The sequence below is a fragment of the Rhizobium sp. AG207R genome, from assembly GCF_027109195.1.
GTDB lineage: Bacteria > Pseudomonadota > Alphaproteobacteria > Rhizobiales > Rhizobiaceae > Rhizobium > Rhizobium dioscoreae.
The window spans coordinates 84895-110717 of sequence record NZ_JAEPVT010000001.1; the positions used below are offsets into that span (position 1 = coordinate 84895).

Below are 25823 nucleotides of genomic sequence, written 5' to 3' on the forward strand. Positions count from 1 at the left end.
AGCAAGAAGCATGCCGCGAATAAGTGGCGACAGCGCGGCGACATCGACGTCACCCTGCAACTTGATTTCCGGAAGCATCGTTGCGCTTTGATCCCTACTCGCCCCATGCGGTGCAAACGAGTATCAGCCGGCGATAGAAGAATTGCTACTGAGAAAGCTCACATGAGGATTTCGCCGTCAAGTTCAATCATAGTTTCATAGCTTGCCTTTTCGATTTTGTATCGAACCCATGGTCTGAGCCACCTTGCATGACGCGGCACGTTTCCGTCACCGGTTCAAACTCACATACGGTCGCCGTTTTGCCCGGCAGCACCATTATCCCGCTTTCGTAGCGGCAAGGCTCAGGAGAACGGGACCAATCTAAAGCGCGGCATTTAAAGCCCGACTTTGAGGCGGTTCGCTCACCTGGATCCGCCAGGAGTGATCAGTCCTGGAAGATTTGTGTATTCGGCAATCTTTTGGGGTCGTCAGGCGGTCTTCATGACAGCCCCCTCGATGACAACACCCGCAGTGACAAACTTCCACAGCGCGATAAGGAGTTTGCGCGCCAGGGCCACTATCGCGGCTTTCTTTAAGCGTCCACCATTCGACTGAACCCGATCCACAAACCAACGGCTAAGCGCTGATGCTGGCTGATTGCGTAGCCACAACCAAGACAGTTGGATCATCGTAGTGCGCAGCCGAGGGTTTCCTGCCTTTGAGACACCCTGTTCGTGGTCGATGGTCCCGCTCATCCATGGGGTTGGTGTCAAACCTGCATAGGCGGCAATCTGCCGCCGATTATCAAAATGCCGGGACAGGGCTTCGGTCCAAAGAACGGCGGCAAATTCAGCGCCAACACCCTTTAAGGACAGCAGCATCGCTGCGGGCGAGGTTGCCTCAACCGCTGGCTGCTCGTCCATCGATAGGAGAGAATTACGCTCGCTCTCCACTGCAGCGATCTGTTCCAGCAGCAACTCGAGACGGTCGAGTTCGCGATTGATTTGAGCCTTCAGGTGTTTCGGTAACTCGCGCCCATCTCCGGTCTGGAGTTCCTCCAGCCGCTGACGGCGATCCTTACGGAGCGGTTGATAGCCGCTGACGCCTTGAGCGAAGAGTAGCCCCTTCACGCGATTGACATGCCTGACCCGCTCAGCAATCAAAACTTTGCGTTCCCGGCAAATCCGACGCCGATCTTCGTCCTTCGGATCTGGCGCTCTGACCATCGCACAGACGCGAGGCTCGCCGCGCTTGAACGCAAGCAATGTGCGCGTCAGAGCCTCTCCATCGATCTTGTCGGTCTTCGCACGCCGACGTCGACGGGAAGTCGCGATCGAAGCTGCGTCGACGACGTAACTCTCGATGCCGTGAGTCTCCAGCACGCGGTGGATCCAGAAGCCGTCCAATCCTGCCTCTTGGATCGTCACGATGGGAAATAACTTCCCTGTTCTCAACCGCGCCTTCTGTTGTAGCTGCTCAAATCGATCCAGCAGCTCGGCTACATTGCCACCGGCCACTACGTGCTTCGACATCTTCTCGCCACTGCCCGGCGACAACGAAGTGATCAACCAGGTCGATCGGCTCAGTTCCAATGATACAAAAATTGCGCCAAGATCAATGCGGACAGCGGTCGGATGAATGGATGCAGGTTCCATAAACTGCTCCTCCTGAGCGAGTGTTTTGATGCAACCTCACTCTGCCAGAGCGGCGGCCGCTGTTCACTCCTCATGGGATCTAAAGCCGAAGGGGAGCTTCATTACCCGCCCCCGCTCCGCCCTTTCAACCCGGCCCAGCCGGTCGGACCGGGGGCTGATCGTCAGAACAAGAAGACCCTGTTGTCGCGTTTCTAACCGGCTGACCACGTCGCAGCCCTATCCAGCTTTGACATCAACGCTCCGCTTAATTAAGAGACCGGTTTTCAATTGCTTAGCGCATTAAGCACCGCGAAAATTGGATTGCTCGAAATATGTAACGACAATATCTATACGAGCCTTGTAAAGATATTGTCGTTACGCTATATGGGGGCAAAAGGAGTTTCCAATGCCGACCTCACATACAAGCAAAAGCCCGGACGCAAGCGTACCGCTGAATATGCGGATCAAGCCTGCGACCCGCAACTTGATCGATCGCGCCGCTGAGTTGCTTGGTAAGACGCGCACGGATTTCATGTTGGAGGCTTCCGAGCGGCGAGCAGAGGAAGTGCTGCTCGATCGCACTATCTTCACGGTAAGTCCCGAAATCTATGCTGAATATCTTGCTCGGCTCGATGCACCCACGCAGCCCAATGAGCGTTTAGCACGCACCATGTCGACCAAAGCACCGTGGGATGAGGCGTGACCCTCAGCGCACCGGCACCCCTGGCCGATCATCATCAGCTGGCCGAGTTTAATTCCGGGGTCCTTGAGTTGGACGACTGGTTGCGACGTCGCGCGCGTTCTAATCAAACGAGCGGCGCATCGCGGACCTTCGTCGTGTGCGAGGAGAGCCGCGTCATTGCCTATTACGCACTCGCCTCCGGCGCTGTCAAACAGCCGGAAGCGCCTGGCCGTTTTCGGCGCAATATGCCAGATCCAATTCCGGTCGCTGTGCTTGGTCGCCTCGCCATTGATCAGTCCTACCAGGGGCGTGGTCTCGGCAGGGCATTAGTGCGCGATGCGGGCCTGCGCCTGCTCAATGCCGCTGAAGTACTTGGCATCCGAGGCATGCTGGTTCATGCGATTTCAGATGACGCACGAGCCTTCTATGAGGCCGTGGGCTTTCTGTCTTCTCCGTCCGACCCCATGATGCTGATGGTCGGATTGCATGACCTCAATCAGGCGCTGAACCCTTAAGCGAAACTCATCAGTAATTTCGGTTGGATGCATTCTATCTCTGCTCTAAGTCGCTGTATTTTCGGAAAAGTGGTTATCATCGACGACTGATCGCGAAAAGGGCGGCCGAGGCAGAGCGCCCCAAACTGTGTCTAAGCTTCGACCGCGAACGGAGCAGCGCCAATCCAGCGCGGCGAGAATAATTCACTCGTCAATTCTCGAGCGACGACATCGTATCCGAGAGATGCATCTGGTGGCCCGCACGTGTCGGACAGTTTGACAGCATCGGACAGCCCGACGCTCATGATCGGCAAGCGAAGGGTCGTCCAGTCAAGAGCAGACCTTGGCCGGGATTCCGAAGCGTGAGGACGTCGATGTAAACTTCTTCGCGGGATTGAGTCTTGTCCGGTTGCGGAAAGATAGCATTGCCGCGCTTTATTCTCTTATCCCAGCAGTTCGGTGATAGCAAACGAGTTCGAAGGACCGTCTAAGTTCGAGTCAGGAATGCGAAATGCCGCTACAAATGTTCAACGATGAGCGACCATTTTTAGCGCCTGAGAGCCGGTTTTGTATTTGTCCATATCCGACTCTATGACGACAGCGCCGCGCGCGATCGATTTTGCGCAATAAAGTGCCGCGTCAGCGCCTTTGAGGGCAGCCTCGCAGCTTGTTTCGCCTCTCGAAACCTCGCTAATCCCAAACGAAGCGCCAATGGCGATTTCTTGGCCTAGCAGAAGCACTTTGGCTGAAAGAGATGTTGCCAATTGTTGACAGATTTCCGCAGCCTCTGCCGCAGAGAGGCCCGGCATCATGATAGCGAACTCGTCCCCGCCCAGCCGAAAAATCCTGTCCTGCGGGCGGACACCTGCTCGCAGCCGCGTGGCCACGACCTTTAGCAGCTCATCGCCCATAGCATGGCCGCAAGTATCGTTAACGGCCTTAAAGCCATCGAGATCGAGGCAAGCGATCATCAACGGCCCTTTTTTTGCCAAGGTGGAAAATTCCGCCTCCAGCAGTGAGCGGTTGGAAAGGCCCGTCAGGAAATCATGTGTTGCGGCATGCCGCATCTGCCGTTCCCGGTTCATCAGCATCTGGGCTGCTGTCTGCGTCATGTGGATCATCAGCGCGGCGCCGGCGACAAGAACCAACCCCACGGTCAAGATCAAAGGTAACGATTGCCAAACGAAGTCGGAAGCAGGCGTTGGCGGAAGCCAGGATAGAACTTCAATTTCACCCTGCGTTCCCACGGCGATTTCGGCACGAGCGCGATCGGGTGAGACTGTGGGAAGGGGACCGATTTGCGCGTTATTGAGCAGAAAGCGCTTACCGAAGAAATCTTGCAGGGTACCGCCGATCGGCATGGCTGTGATGAGCACGGGCGCGCGGTTGCCTTTGGGTTTGAAAGTCCCAAAATCCGGCTGGAACAGGCTGACAGTAAGCAGGACCGCCTCGTCTCCCATCACCTCAATTCGGCTCGTCGCCAACGGTGATGGAATGCCTGGTTTTGCCGGTCGTGGCTCGCGGGAGCGGATGGCTGTGAGAAGCTCGGAAGCATCCTTGACCATTGCCGCGGGACCACGCGCGAAAAACGGCTTGTCCTTTACGGTGTCATCCGTCCGTGAGTAGATGATCGCGTCATGGGAATCGAGGACCACCGCGGAACGTGTTCTCGATGTGCCGATCAAGGATGCCCCGATATTTCTGTCAGCCCACTTTTGATCAAAGGAATTATCTAGCTTTGCGATGGCCTCGTCCCAAATGGTCCAGGCTGTCAGGGAAAATTCGACATCGGAAATCCACAGGGAGATATTCCGTTCAACGAGCATCTCCTGGCTTCGTCGTGCCTCAGCATCGATCCGCTTCACGCCATAGTAGGGAAAGGTGGCCATTGCAGCGATGAATAAGGCTATGCCGACGATTGCTGGGCCGAGGAGCCGGATATGTAAGAAACGCATGTCTGCTCGTCGTCCCCAATGACTTGTGGATAGTGATGTCCACATTAGATCTCAGAGCTTACTGTGACGTTATCGCGCATAGACTTGAAGCGCATTTCCCGCGTCTCGTTTTCCTTGGGACAGCCCATATTTCGGGGGAGCTTCCACAACGACAGCCCAATGATACCGAACGGCACGGGAGCCTGTTACGACGTCAAAGGGTCTAGCGCAATGAGCCACGAAAGATGCAATTGAGACCATCCTCACCAAATTGCAAATCGCTGAGAACAAGCAGGTGGCTTCCGTGACGCAAGTCTCGCAGGAGCTCCCTTAGTATGTGCGCGTCCGGCCGAAAGAGCGCTGATAGTCCACCAGAGTTCGCATCTTATTGAACACGCAGCAAAAAGACTTTGCCTTGATTGCGCAAGCCTCGGATCAGGTGCGTCAGTTATGGAGGTCAGCAAGAAACATTCCCGTCTACAGCGGCGCTGTGAATACAAATGCGGTCGGTCAGTTCGTGGTTACTTCTATTCGTGGCATTGAGTGTCGAGCCGACGGACCATCCGAAAATCAGCTAGCCTTCCTACAAAGCGGGACAAGCAAGGCGCGACCAAGTCAATATCGAGGACGCTTTTCATGACGTCGATTATTTCCTCTCTGCCTGCCAATCTGATCCGTTCTCTTCCAACCGCCACGATTGCCTCGTTGAACACGAACGAGATTGGCGCACTTGGTACAGGCCAGATCAAGGCGCTAACCTCAGCCCAGCTCGCTGCATTGAGTACGCAGGATATTGCCGTTCTCACCAGTCAACAGATGAGCGCCATATCGGCGAGCGCCATTGTGGGCCTGGGGCTTGACCAACTGGCTGTTCTCTCATCGGCCCAGGTCCAGGGGGTTTCAACGACCACGCTGAAGGCTCTCACCAGCACGCAGGTCGCTGGGTTATCGACATTCCAGATCGCAGCCCTGTCGACTGGCCAGATCGCTGCTATGACCAGCACAGAGATTGGTGCTCTGTCATCCGAGGATATTGTCGCTCTTTCGAGCATTCAGATTGGATCCATCAATGCATCGGCCTTATCGCGGCTTTCCACCGATAATATCGCTTTGCTCTCGACCGGTGTGATCGCCAACCTGAAGACCACGCAGGTCGCGGCGCTGACATCCAGCCAGATCGCGGCATTGAAGACCGGTCAGGTTCATGTTCTGAGCTCTGCCCAGGTCGCGGCGTTGAGCCCGAAGCAAGTCGCGGCTCTGAGCACCGACGCCGTGGCGGTCCTTTCGACCACTCAAATTGCGGCGATGAAGACCGGTTCGATCGCGGCTCTCACCAGCGACCAGATCGCGGCGCTCTCGACATCCCAGATCGCGGCTCTGTCGACCGCGGAGATCGGCGCTCTGACCAGCACGGAGATCGGTACCCTGTCGTCCCAGGATATTACCGCTCTTTCGAGCAGCCAGATCGAAGCCATCAACGCGCACGCCCTATCGCAACTGTCCACCGATAACATCGCTTTGCTCTCGACCGGCGTCATCGCCAATCTGAAGACCACACAAATCGCGGCGCTGGCGTCCAGCCAGCTGGGTGTGCTGACGACCAGTCAAGTCCGAGTGTTGAGCTCCGCCCAGATCGCGGCGTTGAGCCCGAAGCAAGTCGCGGCTTTAAGCACCGATGCCGTGGCGGTGCTTTCGACGGTCCAGATCGCCGCGATGAAGACCGGCTCGATCGCGGCTCTCACCAGCGATCAGATCGCGGCGCTCGCGACGTCCCAGATCGCGGCTCTGTCGACCGCGGAGATCGGCGCTCTGACCAGCACGGAGATCGGTGCCCTGTCGTCGCAAGACATCGCGGCCTTGTCGAGCAACCAGATTGGATCCATCAATGCGCGCGCGCTCTCGCAGCTTTCCACTGATAACGTCGCGTTGCTATCGACCGGCGTCATCGCGAATTTGAAGACGGCACAGATCGCGGCGCTGGCGTCCGGCCAGCTGGGTGTGCTGACGACTGGCCAGGTTCATGTTCTGAGTTCTGCCCAGATCGCAGCGTTGAGCCCGAAGCAGGTCGCGGCTTTGAGCACTGACGCCGTGGCGGTCCTTTCGACCACTCAAATTGCCGCGATGAAGACTGGTTCGATCGCGGCTCTCACCAGCGATGAGATTGCGGCACTATCGACATCACAGGTCGCGGCTCTGTCGACCGGGCAGATTGGTGCGTTAATCAGCACGGAGATCGGTGTTCTATCGTCGCAAGACATCGCGGCCTTGTCGAGCGGCCAGATTGGATCCATCAGTGCGCATGCCCTTTCGCAACTGTCCACTGATAATATCGCATTGCTCTCGACCGGTGTGATCGCCAACCTGAAGACGGCGCAGATCGCGGCGCTGACATCCGGCCAGATCGCTGCATTGACGACCGGTCAGGTTCATGTTTTGAGTTCCGCCCATATTACAGCGTTGAACTCGAAGCAGGTCGCGGCTCTGAGCACCGACGCCGTGGCGGTGCTTTCGACCACTCAAATCGCCGCGATGAAGACCGGTTCGATCGCGGCTCTGACCAGCGACCAGATCGCGGTGCTGTCGACGTCTCAGATCGCGGCTCTATCGACCGCGGAGATCGGCGCTCTGACCAGCGTAGAGATCGGTGCTCTATCCTCCCAGGATATTGCCTCTCTTACGAGCAACCAAATTAGAGCGATTAGCGTTCGGGGTCTGCCGGGGCTTTCCGCCGATGATATCTCCCTGTTGTCCAGCAGCCAGCTGAACGCCATCACGACAACTCAAGAAAAAGCATTAAACTCGGACCAAGCTGCGGCCCTCATTGCCGCCTATACGGCTTTCAGTTGACCATGTCGCCTATGTGCGATGTCTGAAAATTGTCGGTACGGTGGGCCTTGGTCGCAGCCAAAGGCTGAAAGGCCTCGTTCGTCAGCTGAGCTCGGAAATGAGCTGTCGAGAAGCCGCGAAGTAACCGGTCTTTCGGCTTGGAGATCGCCTGCGAAGCAGGAGCATATGGAAGACGAATAGCATTTAAGATGAATCTCAGCTGGAATTCAACAGCTTGAAACTTAGCCTCAAAAACTCGTGCTACATGCGTTTGCTAAAGCCAAGCCGCCAGCACGCGTGTCGAATATACTCCGAATGCACATTCACCCCGCCAACCACCTAGGTTCCGGTTGGCTTGACCCACCCGTAAGTGGCATGTCGGCTTATTTTCCAAACGCGATGAATGAAAAGAAGGGCCGTTAGCTCAAGGGTTATGATCTGCACGAGCGTCTCGATCGCCTCGCCCTGTTCAATGGCCAGTTGCGCGCGTGAGACGTGCCAATTTGCTCTGTAACGCCGGCGAAATGTCTGGCTACATCCGCATCAGCTGCGGGCGGTCGATCACCTTCCCATCAGCCTAGCGATAATGCAAGTCTGGAGAAACCAGCGATAGGCAGTCGCGGATATCTCGACTGAGAAACGCTGCCCGCGCGGCGACATGACGCTCATCCAACTCATTCTCTATGCACAACGTCTGTGTCATGGTTTTTCAAGGAAGGCCGAAAGGCAGCGCCGATCGTGGTGAGTGTCCGTCGTCCAGACAATCGCCTTTCCAATCGCTGTGAATTGTAAGGTAGATCCGCGGATTGACAGTGAGCCCAGTTAACATGGCGGCTCAACCGCGTTTCCCGATCGTCGTTTCCAACAAAGCGCCATATGCATCGATCAGACGGTCCGCATCAATTTCGTTTTCTTGTGGTCCGAAGCTGAGATGGCTCACCATGAGATCGGAATAAATGGCTGTGGGACGATTGAGAAGCGCCGGTAGCTCGATCGTCAAGAGGCCTTCGTCATCGCTTTTGGGGAGCGCCATGTGAACCAGGTCCTTCCCGAGCCAGGCAATGAAATTGATCGACTGACGCTCGGTCCATTCGACCACCTTGGCGGGCAATGGCAGCCGCTTATCGTGAGTCTTTAGAAAATGATCATGCAGTTCGTTCGCCCGCATTCCACTCTGCCACAGACTTCCGCCGAATCCGCCCTGTGGCCATTCAAACTGGCCGAGATGTTCGGGAAGCGAGCCCGCGGCCTGTTGCCAATAGGCGCATACACCATTGTTCACGACATTGGCGGAGACGATGAAATAGTTGGGATTGCTCCGCCTGAACTCGATGAAATCATCAAGCTTGTCGATGTCGATATAGACAATGTCGTCGTCGCACTTCAGGAAGATCGTATCAGAATAGTTCTGCAGCCTGGTCGCGTAGTAATTATAGGCCTGAGAATATGGAGGTTTTTCCTCCGGATTGCCGAGAAACCGCTGCGTGCGCGAACGAGTGTCTCCTAGTTCCAGATTCGCGCCCCATCCTCCGCGTATCATGATGGATGCGCCTAACGAAAATCGTAAATCATTCCATTGCCCAACATTCACATGGTTGACATACAGTTGGACACCACGTTCACCACTCTTGAGAACGATTTGGTTGGGTATGCCAGGTGAGAGAATTCCGGGGGTCGTTCTGCTCCATATTTCCGATTCATTCGTACGCTCGAAAGTCAGCAATTCGCTTCGCGGCATTTTGCGTAAAGCCGTGTACTGATTGTCCCAGCCACCCACGACTATTTCATAGAAATGGTCTTTGTCGTCGTGCGGCAGGATCGCAATGTGAAGATCATTGCTGATCGCCGCGGTCGTGCGAAATGAAGTCTGGTCGGCAACCGTTCCAACCAGCTGATATCGCGCACCGCATTCCATGTAGCGTACCGGACCGAATTCCTGGGTGACCCACTCATGGTCGTGCTGCGAACGCGTGAAATCCCAGATATGCCATTCGTCGATTATACCGCGCGCCATCGCCTGCCGGATATAGTGGGTCAGAATTTCCATTCTCTTTTGCCTGCCGGCAAAGGTGACCAGGATAACGGGAGTCATGAAATCCTCAGAGATTTGAAACGAATGAGTCGCTTAAGGCTTTGGATTGACAGACGCGGGCCATAGGCGGCCGTCGGGTGAGATCGGTGCATAGTCGTGCCGCTCGGCCAGCTTTTCGATGTACCGCTGCCGATAAGCTACGTCGTCCTCAAACTCGACATTCTCCGAGACGATTTCCGCGCCGATCTCGTAATAGAGATCGAGATTGCGCAGATCGGGGATCGGCGTTTCGCCACGCTCACATTCACCCTGCATTTGCCAGAACAACCCCTCAAGACGCCGCGCCGTGGCCGGCATGTCACGTAGGACGCTCGTGTCTCGCTGGCGCTGCAATGAAGCCTTGATCACCGCCAGTCGATCTGGTTGCATCGCAAAGTCGACGGCCTTCCTCACATAATCTTCCGGTCCATGACAAATCAGGTCACCCACTCCCGCGGCGGAAACGATGCTATTGCAGAAGCGCGCAGCAAAGCCCTTGCCGGGGAAGGTCAGCACGGGTAGGCCCATGGTCAGGGCATCGGAGGCCGTCGAGTGTGCTCCATAGGGGAATGTGTCCAGGAAAAGGTCGGCCAGTCCAATTCGCGCGAGATGATCCGGATTGGCGGCCTTTGATGCGAATATAAGGCGCTCGGGCGCAACGCCGCTTCGCACGGCGGCCTGGCGCAGGCGTTGATTGACATCTTCCTCTCCTCCGAGCAGCCATAGAATGCTTTCAGGGACCGCCGCGAGGATCGTCATCCAGCGAGCAAAGCATGCTTGCGTGATTTTCTGCATGCCGTTGAAGCAGGCGAATATAAAGGCGTCCTCGGGCAATCCGACATCCGCACGGCTTGGTTTGGAGCTGATTAGCCGTTTGCGGTCGACTGGCTGATTGCAGCCGATCCGCAGCACCTTTTCCGTGAAATAGATTTCGTTTCCGGGTGGGATGATATGCTCGTCGGCGATGATATATTGATGATGAGGACTGCCCATCGTGCCGGGATAGCCGCAGAAATTGACGATCACGGGGGCGGGGCGCAAGGCGAAAATTTTCGTTCTCGCATGCTTCGTATATCCATTTACGTCAATCAGGATATCGATTTTATCCGTGATAATCCGTACAGCTGCATCCACGTCGCCTAGGCCGGAAATATCACGCCAGCAATCGACCGCATTCTTGATTCGGTCCTGCGTGGGATCGTTCGTTCGCTGCTCACCACAATAATAGGCGAAGATTTCGACACTGCTTTTGTCGTGCAGCTCCAGCACCTCGCTCAACGCAAAGCCGACGGCGTGATCCCGCAGATCCGACGAGACATAACCGACGCGCAAGCGCTGTCCGGTTCCGCACTTCATGCGCGGAAGCTGGCGCGGAAAATCTTTCAAGTCGGGCTGTCCGACGAGTTGCTTGTTGTAACGATAGGCCTTCGCGAGCTGAAACAGCGGATCGTCGGCATGACAGGAAAGTGTCAAGGGTGACATGGCGTCGAGCAATTGGCGCGTGGAGACATGTTCTGACACCACGAGAGTTGGCCACTTGCATTGACGCTGGCGCAGTGCCGTCCAATGCTGGGCGGATTCAGGCTTATCCGGCCGCAGCTCGATAGCTTGCCATAGCGCCATCTCTGCTTCCTCGAAACGACCCGCGTTCTCAAGCACCCGGCCAACATGCTGCAGCATCATCAGACGATGATTGGTTCGTTCGGCACTGATTTCGTTGGTCGCCTCCAGATAACTGCGCCACTGTTGGATGGCCTGGCCCGTCAGGCCGCAGTCTTCAAGCGCACGACCAAGGTTTACATGTGCTTGCCCGAAGCGAGGCTCGATCTTGAGACAGGTGCGCAGGGCGTTGATGGCGCCGGCGACATCCCCGATCTGTCGCAGGGCGACCGAGTAATTGAAATAGATAATGTGGAGTAGGGGATGCGTGTCGTTGAATGCTATCCACGTCTTGTAGAGCTCGGTTGTCAGAGCCGTCTTGCCGCTCGCGCTCAAGGCTTCGACGGCCTGTAAGAGCTCGGGCAGTGGTAGCTGTTGGCTGCGAGCCTTGTTCTGCAGCTCCGCAAGCGGAGAGGGAGCACTCGTGGCAAATGCATTGTTGATGAGCATGGACATCCCGTGACAAACGATGTTTCGGCCCGTCCTCGCGCTAAAGGACATCGCCATTGCACCCGTCTATCGATTCTAGCTTGCTTTGGGCTTGTCAGTGTCCCCTGAGGCTATAGTATTAATATCAACTTCCGGTAAATTCTTGCCTGCATATTGAGTAATCATAAGTTGTTTATATCGTGGTTCTGGTGTAATTACTCTCGTGGATTCGTGTTTCTTAAGGATGTACCATTTTCTCAAGTTAATGACTTTAATTCATCTTATTTTATTTGCCTAAATAAGATACGCCTCATAATAATATAAATCAGAATAGCTGATCCGATCTATTTTCTATATAATAGCATTTATGTCGCGACCGCTAACAACTTCAGGTTATGATATATTGATATAGAATACTTACTATTTTTCCAAAAAGTACTTAAAGGTGTTCGCGATGAAAAGAATATCTCAGGTTGTTTTCCGTATAGTTCGGCAAAAATAATGGTTCGTTAACCTGAAATTAAAGACGCTCCGTTAGTCCTGTCCTTAAGACACGAGCTGATGGCGCAATATCAGCCTGTGCTGAAGTCCGGTTTTGATCGAGCGGCTTAGCGGTAGCGGGACGCTTGAAAGGCAGGCGTTGGAATCAGGATCATTGCGGATCCTGCATGCATGAAGCCCTCCCAACGCTTCGGCTCCTGAGAGCCATGTTTCTCACAACACTCTTTCCGTTCGGCGGGATGCCAGGTCGCAAGGGCTGCCACAACGCCCGGCCATGTCGGTGTCACGGTTTCGACGCGTCACGCGTCTGAAGCCGGGTCAAGAGATGGCGCGCGCGTTTCATCCTGTCGACGTTTGAGAAATGACGTCTGCTAAAGGTTAACATTAGGGGCCCCCACACCAATGACCTCAATCATTTCTTCTTTGACCGTCAATCAAATCAAAGCTCTTTCCACCACTGTAATCGCGTCCTTGACGACCAACGATGTGGCCGCGTTGAGCACCACGCAAATCAAAGCGCTGTCTTCCACTCAGATCAAAGCGCTGCAGACCGCCGACATCGCGGCCCTGACGACCGACCAGATGAGCGCCGTATCCGCGAGCGCGATCAAGGGCCTCAGCCTCGGCCAGCTGGCGGTGCTCGACACGACAAAGATTGAAAATCTCAGCACCGAACAGGTTGCCGCCCTCGGCGCGGATCAGATCGGCGCGTTCGGCTCGTCACAGGCCGGAGCCTTGACCACCTCGCAGGTCCGCGTTTTGAGCTCGGCCCAAATCGCTTCCTTGTCGACGGATGATATCGCCAGCTTCTCGACGGACGATATCGCCGCCATCACGACAGCCGCGTTGGCGGGCTTGTCGACGGCCAATGTCGCCGCGCTCTCGTCTGATCAGGCTGCCGTGCTGACGACGGCACAAGTTGCCGCGTTGAAAACGACTCAGGTTAACGCCCTGACGTCGACCCAAATTGGCGCTTTGAGTTCTTCGCAGGTCGCTACCCTCAGCTCGACACAGGTCGCTGCTTTGACCACCGGCAATGTTGCCGGTCTCTCGACCGCACAGGTTGCGGCACTCAGCGCCAAGTCGGTTGTCGGGCTGACCACCGCCCAGATCGGCGCCCTCGGCTCCGACAACATCGCCGCGCTGACGACGGCACAGGTAGCAGCCCTGAACTCTGCGCAGATCGGCGCTCTTAGCAGCGCCGAAATCACCGGTCTTTCAACCGCCGACATTGCTGCGATCAACACCACGGCGCTCGGCGGTCTATCGACCGCGAATGTGGCAATCCTTTCCTCCGATCAGACTGCTGCCTTGAGAAATGAGCAGGTCGCCGCGCTTAAGACGATCCAGATCCATGCTCTTTCGTCCACGCAGGTCGGTGCCCTCACCACCGCTCAGGTCGCCACGCTCAGCTCGATACAGGTTGCCGCGTTGACCACCGACAATGTCGCGGGCCTTTCGACCGCGCAGATTGGGGCGCTGACATCGAAGTCCGTGACCGGTCTTTCGACTGCCCAGGTCGGCGCCCTCAGCTCCACGCAGGTCGAGGCGCTTAGCCCCGTGCTGATCAGCTCCTTGAATTCAGCCCAGATTGGCGCCCTGTCAACGGATGATATTGCCAGCTTCTCGACCGCTGACGTCGCCGCGATCACGACGGCGGCACTTGCCGGTCTGTCGGCCACCAACATCGCGGTGCTCTCATCCGACCAGGCGGCTGCGCTGACCACGGCGCAGGTTGCGGCATTGAAGACGACGCAGGTGCATGCGCTTACCTCGACCCAGGTGGGTGCCTTGAGCACTTCGCAGATCGGCAACTTTAGCGCGGCTCAGCTCGGAGCACTGACGACCGACAATGTCGCGGGCCTTTCGACGACGCAAATCGGCGCCCTCACCTCCAAGTCAGTCACCGGACTTTCGACCGCGCAAGTCGGCGCATTGGGCTCGGCTCAGGTCGAGGCCCTCAGCCCCGCCCTTGTCGGCGCGCTGAATTCTGCGCAGATCGGTGCGCTGTCGACGGTTGATATTGCCAGCTTCTCGACCGCCGACGTCGCGGCCATTACAACTGCCGCTCTTGCAGGTCTGTCGACCGCCAACATCGCGGCGCTCTCTTCCGACCAGGCAGCGGCGCTGACCACGGCGCAGGTGGCTGCCCTGAAGACCACGCAGGTCAACGCACTCACCTCGACCCAGGTCGGTGCGCTGAGTGCGTTGCAAGTTGGCACTCTGAGTGCGGCTCAGTTGACCGCCTTGACCACGGACAATGTTGCCGGACTATCGACCACACAGGTCGCGGCGCTCTCCGCCAAGTCGGTGACCGGTCTGACCACGGCACAGGTTGGCGCCCTTGGTTCTGACAATGTCGCGGCGCTGACGACCGCCCAGGTCGGCGCGTTGAACTCTACTCAGATCGGTGCGTTGAGCAGCGCGGAAATTGCCGGTCTTTCGACCGCTGACATTGCGGCCATCAACACGACAGCTCTCGGTGGGCTGTCGACGGCCAATGTCGCCAGCCTGTCGTCCGATCAGGCCGCGGCTCTGAGAACCGAGCAGGTCGCAGCGCTCAAGACCGCTCAGGTCCATGCCCTGACATCCACCCAACTTGGCGCTCTGAACACCGCGCAGGTGGGCGTGCTCAGTGCAACGCAAGTGACAGCGTTGACCACCGACAATGTCGCGGGTCTTTCGACCGCTCAGGCGGTGGCGCTCTCGGCCAAGTCGGTCACCGGTCTCACGACGGCGCAGGTCGGTGCTCTTGGTTCGGCCAATGTCGCGGCCCTTACGACGGCCCAGATTGGCGCCCTGAATTCCACGCAGATCGGCGCGCTCAGCAGTACCGAAATCGCCGGCTTGTCGACCGCCGATATCGCGGCAATCAACACAACGGCGCTTTCGGGCCTTTCGGAGGCGAACGTTGCGGCACTCTCGTCCGATCAGGCGGCTGCCCTGACGACCGCTCAAGTCTCTGTCTTGAAGACCAGCCAGGTTCACGCTCTCACTTCGACTCAGGTCGGTGCTCTGAGTGCCACTCAGGTCGGAATGCTAAATGCGGCTCAGCTCGGCGCAATGACGACCGACAATGTCGCTGGCCTTTCGACCACTCAGGTTGCGGCGCTTTCCGCCAAATCGGTCGCGGGCCTTACCACGGCTCAGGTTGGCGCGCTCGGTTCGGACAATGTCGCGGCGCTTACGACCGCTCAAGTCGGCGCCCTGAACTCGACCCAAATTGGCGCCTTGAGCAGCGCGGAAATCGCAGGACTTTCGACCGCTGACATTGCCGCGATCAACACCGCGGCCATCGGAGGCCTTTCGACCGCCAACGTCGCGGCTCTGTCGTCAGATCAGGCGGCAGCCCTGACAACGGCACAGATGGCGGCACTCAAGACCACACAGGTCCATTCTCTGACCTCCACCCAGGTCGGCGCGCTGAGCGCCTCCCAGGTTGGTACTCTAAGCGCGGCGCAGGTCAGTGCGCTGACGACCGATAACGTCGCTGGCCTTTCTACGGCACAGATCGGCGCTCTTACGTCGAAGTCCGTGACCGGCCTTACGAGCGCCCAGGTCGGTGTGCTGAACTCGACGCAAGTCGCGGCGTTAAGCCCCGCTCTGGTCGGCGCATTGAACTCTGCCCAGATCGGTGCCCTTTCGACCGATGATATCGCCAGCTTCTCGACCGCCGACATCGCCGCGATCAGCACCGCGGCTCTTGCCGGACTGTCGACGGCTAACGTCGCGGCATTGTCCTCCGATCAGGCGGCTGCGCTGACGACGGGTCAGGTGGCTGCCCTCAAAACCACGCAGGTCAATGCACTGACCTCGACCCAGGTTGGTGCCCTCAGCACCTCGCAGGTCGGGACCCTCAGCGCAACCCAGGTTGCTTCGTTGACGACCGGCAACATCGCCGGACTGTCGACCACCCAGGTCGCGGCGCTTTCCTCCAAGTCGGTGACCGGCCTCACAACGGCTCAGGTTGGTGCTCTCGGCTCTGACAATGTTGCTGCATTGACGACGGCTCAGGTCGGCGCCCTGAACTCTACCCAGATCGGTGCCTTGAGCAGCGGGGAACTTTCCGGTCTGTCGACGGCTGATATCAGCGCCATTAGCACGGCAGCACTCGGTGGGCTTTCGGAAGCCAATGTCGCGGCTCTGTCGTCCGACCAGGCGGCTGCCTTGAGCACGGCCCAGGTAGCCGCCCTGAAAACGAGCCAGGTCCATGCACTTACCTCCACCCAGGTCGGTGCGCTGAGCGCCTCCCAGGTTGGTACTCTAAGCGCGGCGCAGGTCAGTGCGCTGACGACCGATAACGTCGCTGGCCTTTCTACGGCACAGATCGGCGCTCTTACGTCGAAGTCCGTGACCGGTCTTTCGACCGCTCAGGTCGGCGTGTTGAACTCGACGCAAGTCGCGGCGTTAAGCCCCGCTCTGGTCGGCGCATTGAACTCTGCCCAGATCGGTGCCCTTTCGTCCGATGATATCGCCAGCTTCTCGACCGCCGACATCGCCGCGATCAGCACCGCGGCTCTTGCCGGACTGTCGACGGCTAACGTCGCGGCACTGTCCTCCGATCAGGCGGCTGCGCTGACGACGGGTCAGGTGGCTGCCCTCAAAACCACGCAGATCAGCGCTCTCACCTCGACGCAGGTTGGTGTTCTGAATGCATCGCAGGTGGGTACGCTCAGCTCGGCCCAACTCGGCGCGCTGACCACCGATAATGTCGCCGGCCTCTCGACCACCCAGGTCGCTGCACTAAGCGCAAAGTCGGTCACCGGTCTTTCCACGGCCCAGGTTGCCGCTCTGGGCTCGGAGAATGTCGGCGCTCTCACCACGTCCCAGGTCAGCGCCCTCAGCTCAGCGCAGATCGGTGCCTTGAGTAGCGCCGAAGTTTCCGGCCTGTCCACCGCTGATATTGCCGCAATCAACACAGCAGCACTCGGTGGATTGTCGGAGGCCAATATTGCCGCTCTCTCGTCCGACCAGGCCGCCGCCTTGACCACGGCACAGGTGGCAAGCCTGAAGACCAACCAGGTGCACGCTCTTACCTCGACGCAGGTCGGTGCTCTAAGCGCCTCTCAGGTGGGAACACTCAGCGCCGCTCAAGTCGGCGCGCTGACCACCGATAACGTTGCTGGCCTCTCGTCCACCCAGGTCGCGGCGCTGAGCTCAAAGTCGGTAGCCGGTCTCACCACGGCTCAAGTCGGCGCTCTCGGCTCGGCCAATGTCGGTGCTCTCACGACGGCTCAGGTCGGTGCGTTCAACTCGGCTCAGATCGGAGCCTTGAGTAGCAGCGAACTCGCCGGCCTGTCGACCGCCGATATCGCCGCAATCAACACCGTTGCTCTGGGGGGCCTGTCGACCTCGAATGTGGCGGCGCTGTCATCCGATCAGGCGGCGGCCCTGACGACGGCTCAGGTTGCTGCCCTGAAGACAACGCAGGTCAATGCACTCACTTCGACGCAGGTTGGCGCTTTGGATACCGCGCAGATCGCCACGCTCAGCTCGGCCCAGCTCGGCGCCCTTACCACCGACAATATAGCTGGCCTTACGACCACCCAGGTCGGTGCTCTTGCGACAAAGTCGGTGATTGGCCTGACCACGGCTCAGGTCGGTGCTCTCGGCTCTGACAATGTTGCTGCATTGACGACTGCTCAGGTCGGTGTGCTCAACTCGGCGCAAATCGGTGCTCTGAGCAGTGCGGAGGTCTCCGGTCTGTCGACGGCTGATATCGCCGCCATCAACACGACAGCACTCGGCGGCCTGTCGGAAGCCAGTGTTGCGGCTCTCTCGTCCGACCAGGTCGCCGCCTTGACCACGGCACAAGTGGCGAGCTTGAAGACCAGCCAGGTCCATGCTCTCACCTCGACACAGGTCAGCGCTCTAAGTGTCTCGCAAGTGGGAACGCTCAGCGCCGCTCAAGTGGGGGCGCTGACCACCGACAACGTGGCGGGTCTCTCGACCACGCAGGTGGGTGCTCTCGCGGCAAAGTCCGTGGCCGGTCTTACCACGGCTCAGGTCGGTGCGCTGAGCACGGACCAGGTTGGTGCTCTGACCTCCGCCCAGGCCGCCGCCTTGACCTCAAGCCAGGTCGGTGCTCTGTCAACGGCTGATATTGCGGCGTTCTCGACCGCGGATATTGCGGCTATCAGCACGACTGCCGTCGCCGGTCTCTCCACGGCGGACATCGGCAGCTTCTCGAGTGATCAGGTGCAAGCGGTCACGTCGACCCAGATCGCGGCAATGAACAACGATCAGGTGGCGGCCATTATTGCGGCTTATCATGCTAGCTGAAGTCTATCGTCAAGAGCTGCTTACATTTAAACAGCGAATGTAACAAACTGCTCACGGCGCCTTTCGGGCGCCGTGAATTTTTTGTAGGGAGTGACGTCCTTGTCGACTCTCCAGCCGTCATGTCGTCGACCAGCTCATTGAACGCGGTGCTAAGATTCGTGTGTATCTGCGCAAATTCGCTCCAGCCGATGAAATGGTCGACTTTTGGAATCCCTGCAACGCTCCGTTCGTGTCAATACCGGACCAGGCTTCGGTCCTGGCAGCCCTGGGCATCAAACAGCAGATACGGCTGAATTGAATCGAGATCTCGTCGCCTTTCGCGAGCTCACAGAAGTGTTTTGGTTGGAGTTGCTCATTTTCGGAGATTATTTCAAGACGGGAGACGCTAGATTGTCGGACTTCATCGTCCGCAGGTGACGCAAGGATAGATAGCGAAGCGATATGTGGATTTCAAAAAGTAAGAAGCTTGCCTTGCACTCGGTCACTCCGCGGGAAGAAAGCCCGAAGAAAAAGCTGACCGGCCGTGCTCCTGATGTGACCGACATCGAGTTCACTCCACAGGAGCTTTTCGGAGCAATGGCCCGGTGCTCACATCTTCATCCGGTAAATCCAGAGGTCGTGACCTTTGAAAGCGAGGGTAGCCGGCAACTTATTTCGATGCATGTCGACGATTATGCAGAGGATTTCTTCCTTCTCCCTTCGATGAAACGTCTAAAAGATTCTTCGCGTTCGCATCTCGTCGACGTGGACATAGGAATAGAGATAATCCGTGGCGACGCGATCGAAGAAGGCTTGCGGATTCATCAGGAACTCGCGGCCACGTCTGGTTGGCAGCAGCACATCCTTTTTCCGGCGAAGCAGCTTCAGATGGCGGGTCATGTCCCGCACGACCCAGAGCGGCGGCATGTCGCTTTCGTTCAGCACTTTGTTCATGCTGTAGAGGTCTTGGGCCGTAAAGTCGGGCCAGAGGAAGTTCACAGCGGCCCAATGCACGAACCTGCGGTTCATGGCGCCGGTCGCCGTCAATCCTATGCCACCCTCACCGTCAGCATAGGCAACCGCAAGAAGCATGCCGCGAATAAGTGGCGACAGCGCGGCGACATCGACGTCACCCTGCAACTTGATTTCCGGAAGCATCGTTGCGCTTTGATCCCTACTCGCCCCATGCGGTGCAAACGAGTATCAGCCGGCGATAGAAGAATTGCTACTGAGAAAGCTCACATGAGGATTTCGCCGTCAAGTTCAATCATAGTTTCATAGCTTGCCTTTTCGATTTTGTATCGAACCCATGGTCTGAGCCACCTTGCATGACGCGGCACGTTTCCGTCACCGGTTCAAACTCACATACGGTCGCCGTTTTGCCCGGCAGCACCATTATCCCGCTTTCGTAGCGGCAAGGCTCAGGAGAACGGGACCAATCTAAAGCGCGGCATTTAAAGCCCGACTTTGAGGCGGTTCGCTCACCTGGATCCGCCAGGAGTGATCAGTCCTGGAAGATTTGTGTATTCGGCAATCTTTTGGGGTCGTCAGGCGGTCTTCATGACAGCCCCCTCGATGACAACACCCGCAGTGACAAACTTCCACAGCGCGATAAGGAGTTTGCGCGCCAGGGCCACTATCGCGGCTTTCTTTAAGCGTCCACCATTCGACTGAACCCGATCCACAAACCAACGGCTAAGCGCTGATGCTGGCTGATTGCGTAGCCACAACCAAGACAGTTGGATCATCGTAGTGCGCAGCCGAGGGTTTCCTGCCTTTGAGACACCCTGTTCGTGGTCGATGGTCCCGCTCATCCATGGGGTTGGTGTCAAACCTGCATAGGCGGCAATCTGCCGCCGATTATCAAAATGCCGGGACAGGGCTTCGGTCCAAAGAACGGCGGCAAATTCAGCGCCAACACCCTTTAAGGACAGCAGCATCGCTGCGGGCGAGGTTGCCTCAACCGCTGGCTGCTCGTCCATCGATAGGAGAGAATTACGCTCGCTCTCCACTGCAGCGATCTGTTCCAGCAGCAACTCGAGACGGTCGAGTTCGCGATTGATTTGAGCCTTCAGGTGTTTCGGTAACTCGCGCCCATCTCCGGTCTGGAGTTCCTCCAGCCGCTGACGGCGATCCTTACGGAGCGGTTGATAGCCGCTGACGCCTTGAGCGAAGAGTAGCCCCTTCACGCGATTGACATGCCTGACCCGCTCAGCAATCAAAACTTTGCGTTCCCGGCAAATCCGACGCCGATCTTCGTCCTTCGGATCTGGCGCTCTGACCATCGCACAGACGCGAGGCTCGCCGCGCTTGAACGCAAGCAATGTGCGCGTCAGAGCCTCTCCATCGATCTTGTCGGTCTTCGCACGCCGACGTCGACGGGAAGTCGCGATCGAAGCTGCGTCGACGACGTAACTCTCGATGCCGTGAGTCTCCAGCACGCGGTGGATCCAGAAGCCGTCCAATCCTGCCTCTTGGATCGTCACGATGGGAAATAACTTCCCTGTTCTCAACCGCGCCTTCTGTTGTAGCTGCTCAAATCGATCCAGCAGCTCGGCTACATTGCCACCGGCCACTACGTGCTTCGACATCTTCTCGCCACTGCCCGGCGACAACGAAGTGATCAACCAGGTCGATCGGCTCAGTTCCAATGATACAAAAATTGCGCCAAGATCAATGCGGACAGCGGTCGGATGAATGGATGCAGGTTCCATAAACTGCTCCTCCTGAGCGAGTGTTTTGATGCAACCTCACTCTGCCAGAGCGGCGGCCGCTGTTCACTCCTCATGGGATCTAAAGCCGAAGGGGAGCTTCATTACCCGCCCCCGCTCCGCCCTTTCAACCCGGCCCAGCCGGTCGGACCGGGGGCTGATCGTCAGAACAAGAAGACCCTGTTGTCGCGTTTCTAACCGGCTGACCACGTCGCAGCCCTATCCAGCTTTGACACGGATGCCTAAGTCATTGATAATGTAGGATCCGACACGAAAATAAGGTTCGAATCCCTCAAGCGCAACAAGATGAATGATAGGACCTTATACGTTCCAACCCTTAAATTAGCTCGGGGGAGGTGTTTTGCTTCACGGCAACTGTCTATGGCGGATCGCTCGGAGCTCGGCAAGGAATCCAGTCGCAATTTCGATTGCTTCGGAGGCATCGCCAGGGGCGACATCCAATCCATGGGTGGCGCGGTTCATGATCTGCAGGGCGCTCCGAAACCGATCTGCGGCTTGGGGAAGCATGTCAAGTCGCTGCAATTCCGCTAGCATTGGTCCAAGAGCAAGCGGACGCTCGGCTTCCGTCTGATCCGTCAAAAGCAGTCGGATTTCCCGCTCAACCTCGATGCGTAGCTTCACAAGCGCCATCAACGGGAATTCGCGTGCAAATTCCGCTTCTGTCGGTAGCTCTGTCTGCAACGGCTCGGGAAGGGCGGCAGAGAGCCGGTATTCGGCAACCCCCATCGGTTTTGTTGAGTCTCGAAGCGCGTATTCGACAATCACCTCATTCTTCCCCTTGCACAGGATGATACCTATGCTCGGAGCATCGGACTCGTGACGGAGCTGGTCATCGACCGCGGAGAGATAAAAGTTCATTTTCCCGGCAAATTCGGGCTTAAAGTCCTCGATCTTCAATTCGACGACGACGAAGCAACGCAACCGCAAGTGATAGAACAGAAGGTCCAGATAGTAGTCCTGGCCACCAACCTCGAGTGGATGCTGGCTACCGACGAACGCAAAGCCTTTACCGAGTTCAAGGATTAGAGAACGTAGGTGCTCGAGCAATCCCTGCTCGAGTTCTCGCTCCGACATCGCAGGACCGAGAGTGAGAAAATCAAAACTATACGGATCTTTGATCAGTTCCTGGGCGAGTTCAGACTGCGGCGCGGGCAGTGTTCGAGCGAAATTGGTCAGAGCCTTTCCCTGCCGGCGATGAAGCCCGCTTTCAATCTGATGCACGAGGATGTTGCGACTCCATCCATGATCTACCGCCTGGCGGGCGTACCAGAGACGCTCTTCGGCGTCTTTCAGCATCTCGATGAGCTTGACGTTATGGCCCCAGGGCAAATGTGCAACAAGCTGTTGCACGATTTCCTCGTTTGGGAATGCCTCAGCAAAGGCACGCATATATTTGAGGTTTCGCGGCGAAAGGCCAGTCATTTCTGGAAAATCGCGCCTGAGGTCTGCTGCCAGCCGATCAATCACGCGGGTTCCCCAACCTTCCGCTGTCTGACGGGCCAGGATGTCGCGGCCAATGCTCCAATAGAGCATAATCAGTTCTCGGTTAACGGCAACAGCAGCCCTTAAGCGAGCCGCTCGGATTCTTTCCTTGAGCTCTGCGAGTAGGATACGTAACTACCGTCTGGTGCAGGGATAAGCGTCGCCATATCGTGAGTCTTTACCAGCTGCCGCCCCAAAAAGCTTCAATTCATTTCAACAGGGGCCGAGCGATTTATAAATTGGTGGAAAGACAATAGATTTCCGTAAAAAGATGGAGTTCCGGTTCGAATCTCATCAAGAGCGAGACATTGGACAGGAGGGCAATGCCTGTCGAATGGGCTATCCTAGCAGTTCTTCATCACCTGTGGCTTTGCGTTGCCGAGTATTTTCTACGCGGTATGCGAATTGTGCTCTAGTCAGTCCAAGCATACGAGCGGCGGCGGAAAGATTTCCATGCGCCCGATCCAAGGCCGCGGTGTATAGTGCCTGTTCAAGAGTACTGAGTGAAAATCCTTCGGATTCTAACAATTGATTGGGATCGGTCGGCGTTCCCCTGTATTCGTGGCTGTTGCTGCTCCCCGAACTGATAGCGAAGCGTGTCAGTTGAGCTTCGATCTGTGCAGCGGAAATCGTTGTATTGTTGGTCTTTGTGTCGAGCACGGCGACAAGTACGTTACGCATCTGGCGCAGGTTTCCTGGCCAGAGTTCTGCCTCGATCAACTCCTCGGCCGCCGCTTCGAAGCGGAGAGGCTCGAGGCTCATTCGATCCGCAAGCACCGGCAACATCGAGCGCGCCAACGCCACTCGCTCGCCTTCCCTTTCGCTTAATGTCGGCATGCGAACGGTTATCGGGGAGAGAACGGAAAAAAGTTCTTTTAGAGAGCCTTGCTCCTTCGTTGCAAAGCATTGGTCAGCGACCGCGACGACGCGCGGTCCACCAGTCGCGATGCCTTCCTCGATTGCGCGGGCGAAGTGGTGCTGGACGTCGTGGGGTATAGTTTCCACAGCGTCGATGACGATCATCTCGCGATGGGATGTTCGTCGGGTTGCCTTCATCGGCCGTGCGACCTCGGCGCAAAGCGCAAGGTCGACCTGCACCCCAACCAAGCGTCGCAGATCGGTCGCAGACGCAGCAGACCTGCGGTGCAGATAGCGCGCCGCTATACCGCGTCCCGTCCCCGGTGCACCCGTTAGCAGCACGGGCAGGGTTGTGGCCGCGAGGCGGTCGAGTTTGTCGCGGACCGGCATCAGGATCAGGTTGTCGAGGCTGGAGAAGGACGTGTCGGTGGCGCGCGCGGCGCTGCCCCGCGAGGCGGGAGCGGGGCTGATGTCGTCGGCAACATCGATACGTTCGCGGAAAAGCGTCACTTCTGGATCATTGAGGCCCCAGCCATCGGCTGGTTTTCCGACCACTCGGCAATGGCTGTGGCCCTGCGCGGCACATTCGATCTCCTTGTACACGATCAGCGTGTCAAAGAACTCGCTGGCATAACCCGAGGCGTAGCCAAGCTGCGTCCAGCAGACGGATTCGGATGCCAGTCGCGTCTTACTGAACTCGGCGGCTTCGACGCTGTCGCGCCAAAGGAATTCGGCAGAAAATCGCTTCTTGCGGAAGTCGTAGGAGTTGAAGACAGTCTCTACGCGCACCACGCCGCTAAAAGTGTGTAGCCGCGTTCCGGCCGTGAATGCGTCACCTATGTCCAGATTTGGCCAGCCGGCGCGCACGAAGCGTGCGTCCGAGCGGCCGGACATGAAGCCCAGGCGCAAAAGGAAGACGCGCGCCTCTTTCTCGCCGAGCAACCGCACAAGTTCCCGCCTCAGATCGGAAAGGGCGGACGCGCGCTGCATGACGATGCGTGCGCCATTCAGCTGGATCGTTCCGTCATTGGGATTGAAGACCAAGCTGGAGAGAAGCTGCCGGACGGTTGGATTGCCGCCTCGATCCAGCATCCTAGAAGATTCGACCAATCCCTGCATCAAGACCTCTTCCGCGCAGCGAGCCGTTTGGCGATCCTTTCTCGGACGCCGATTTATCATTTCATCAAGTCGCTTCATCTTTTCAGTAAGCGATTGCCTTGGCAAGCCACGTATGTGGGAGCGCGCATCCCAAAAAATACCGTTGTATTTCAACATATTGGAGTTTGGTCGAGAAACTTCTTTCATTCCCCCGCCTGCGTGTTTGACAGGCGGTCGGGAGTTCTCGTCCTAATGAACCAGTTCTGCTGCGTCGGGGAGGGCAAGGCAGAATGGAGGAAGTTCGGGCCGAGGCTCCGGCATGCCATCCTCGACGGCACGGGAGGAAAGATGACGAGCTTGCAGGATATGTTCGACGTTCGTGGCAAATCGGTCATCGTGACCGGCGGCGCGAGCGGCATAGGGCGGGCCTATGCGGAAGTGATGGCGGATAACGGTGCTCGTGTCTGCATCTTCGATATGGATGGCGAAAATCTCGACCGTGTCGTGGCGGAAATCGCCCGACATGGAGCTGACGTTTGCGGTCTGGAGATCGATGTCTCGGATCGGCCGGCCATGGCGGCGGCTTTCGACGCGGTAGCAGAGCGTCAGGGACGGATCGACATCGTCTTTGCAAATGCGGGCATCGATGCTGGGCCTGGCTTCCTGTCGACGACAGGTGAGCGGCTCCAAGGCGGCGCCATCGATGTTCTCGACGATCATCACTGGGATCGGGTGATCGAGGTCAATCTCTCTTCGGTCTACACAACCGTCAAGCATGCGGCCCGGCACATGAAAGCGACGGGGGGCGGTCGTATCATCGTGACCTCCTCGATCGCTGCCCAGATCAATGAGGCGATCGTTGGCACGCCCTACATGCCAGCCAAGGCCGGCGTAGACCATTTCGTGCGCCAGATGGCGATGGAATTGGGCCAATTCGGCATTCTCATCAATTGCATCTCGCCTGGTCCCTTCATGACCAATATCGCCGGCGGCAGGCTGCGGATACCGGCGGATCGCAAGGCCTTCGAACAGCAATCGCTGATCGGGCGGATTGGCGATCCCGAGGACATCAAGGGGCTTGCTCTCTATCTCGCGTCGCCGTGCTCGTCCTACGTCACGGGCAGCCAGATTGTCATTGACGGAGGTTCGATGCACCGCATCAAGTAAATGAACTTCGCCGGAT

The 25823-nt window shown here is 57.5% G+C and carries 12 protein-coding genes and 1 pseudogene; 5 read left to right on the forward strand and 8 right to left on the reverse strand.

The annotated features are described in order from the left end of the window. Positions 1-467 precede the first annotated feature (467 nt). Positions 468-1634, reverse strand: a complete 1167-nt coding sequence (locus tag JJQ51_RS00355) for an IS110-like element ISRel9 family transposase (RefSeq protein ID WP_011053406.1) — start codon at positions 1632-1634, stop codon at positions 468-470. Between the two features lie 385 nt (positions 1635-2019). On the opposite strand from JJQ51_RS00355, the gene JJQ51_RS00360 reads away from it, so the two are divergent. Then, positions 2020-2316, forward strand: coding sequence for a type II toxin-antitoxin system TacA family antitoxin (locus JJQ51_RS00360; RefSeq protein WP_113396042.1), 297 nt, complete (start codon positions 2020-2022; stop codon positions 2314-2316). Continuing rightward, a complete protein-coding gene (locus tag JJQ51_RS00365) occupies positions 2313-2810 on the forward strand; it encodes a GNAT family N-acetyltransferase (RefSeq protein ID WP_113396041.1) in 498 nt (165 codons plus the stop codon). The genes JJQ51_RS00360 and JJQ51_RS00365 overlap by 4 nt, the downstream gene beginning before the upstream one ends. A gap of 506 nt (positions 2811-3316) precedes the next feature. On the opposite strand, the gene JJQ51_RS00370 is transcribed toward JJQ51_RS00365, so the two are convergent. Continuing rightward, complete coding sequence (locus JJQ51_RS00370) at positions 3317-4744, reverse strand: sensor domain-containing diguanylate cyclase (RefSeq protein ID WP_269244115.1); 1428 nt, start codon at positions 4742-4744, stop codon at positions 3317-3319. Between the two features lie 615 nt (positions 4745-5359). On the opposite strand from JJQ51_RS00370, the gene JJQ51_RS00375 reads away from it, so the two are divergent. Beyond that, entirely contained in the window at positions 5360-7570 is a 2211-nt protein-coding gene (locus JJQ51_RS00375) for a beta strand repeat-containing protein (protein WP_269244116.1), read from the forward strand. 814 nt (positions 7571-8384) lie between these two features. Here JJQ51_RS00375 and JJQ51_RS00380 read toward each other — a convergent pair. Both JJQ51_RS00380 and JJQ51_RS00385 read right to left on the reverse strand, forming a co-directional pair. Continuing rightward, positions 8385-9641: a hypothetical protein gene (locus JJQ51_RS00380; protein WP_269244117.1), complete on the reverse strand. Its 1257-nt coding sequence runs from the start codon at positions 9639-9641 to the stop codon at positions 8385-8387. A gap of 33 nt (positions 9642-9674) precedes the next feature. Next, positions 9675-11729 carry an O-linked N-acetylglucosamine transferase, SPINDLY family protein gene (locus JJQ51_RS00385; protein WP_269244118.1) on the reverse strand — a complete coding sequence of 685 codons (2055 nt, stop codon included), beginning with the start codon at positions 11727-11729 and terminating at the stop codon, positions 9675-9677. Positions 11730-12611: 882 nt separating this feature from the next. On the opposite strand from JJQ51_RS00385, the gene JJQ51_RS00390 reads away from it, so the two are divergent. After that, positions 12612-18491, forward strand: coding sequence for a beta strand repeat-containing protein (locus tag JJQ51_RS00390; RefSeq protein WP_269244119.1), 5880 nt, complete (start codon positions 12612-12614; stop codon positions 18489-18491). Positions 18492-19220: 729 nt separating this feature from the next. Here the strand turns inward: JJQ51_RS00390 and JJQ51_RS00395 are convergent. The 4 genes and pseudogenes from JJQ51_RS00395 to JJQ51_RS00410 form a co-directional block, all read right to left on the reverse strand. Continuing rightward, positions 19221-19628: pseudogene (locus JJQ51_RS00395) on the reverse strand (hypothetical protein); the annotation flags it as partial. Between the two features lie 389 nt (positions 19629-20017). Further along, positions 20018-21184 (reverse strand): IS110-like element ISRel9 family transposase, encoded by a 1167-nt coding sequence (locus JJQ51_RS00400; RefSeq protein WP_011053406.1) that lies wholly within the window; start codon positions 21182-21184, stop codon positions 20018-20020. A 363-nt stretch (positions 21185-21547) separates the two neighbouring features. Further along, the gene (locus tag JJQ51_RS00405) at positions 21548-22813 is read right to left on the reverse strand and encodes a PDDEXK nuclease domain-containing protein (RefSeq protein WP_269244348.1); all 1266 of its coding nucleotides are present in this window, start codon (positions 22811-22813) and stop codon (positions 21548-21550) included. A gap of 210 nt (positions 22814-23023) precedes the next feature. Continuing rightward, positions 23024-24847: a XylR N-terminal domain-containing protein gene (locus tag JJQ51_RS00410; protein ID WP_145636417.1), complete on the reverse strand. Its 1824-nt coding sequence runs from the start codon at positions 24845-24847 to the stop codon at positions 23024-23026. Between the two features lie 141 nt (positions 24848-24988). Between JJQ51_RS00410 and JJQ51_RS00415 the strand changes: the two genes are divergently transcribed. Further along, positions 24989-25807, forward strand: a complete 819-nt coding sequence (locus JJQ51_RS00415; RefSeq protein WP_112341950.1) for an SDR family NAD(P)-dependent oxidoreductase — start codon at positions 24989-24991, stop codon at positions 25805-25807. Positions 25808-25823 lie beyond the last annotated feature (16 nt).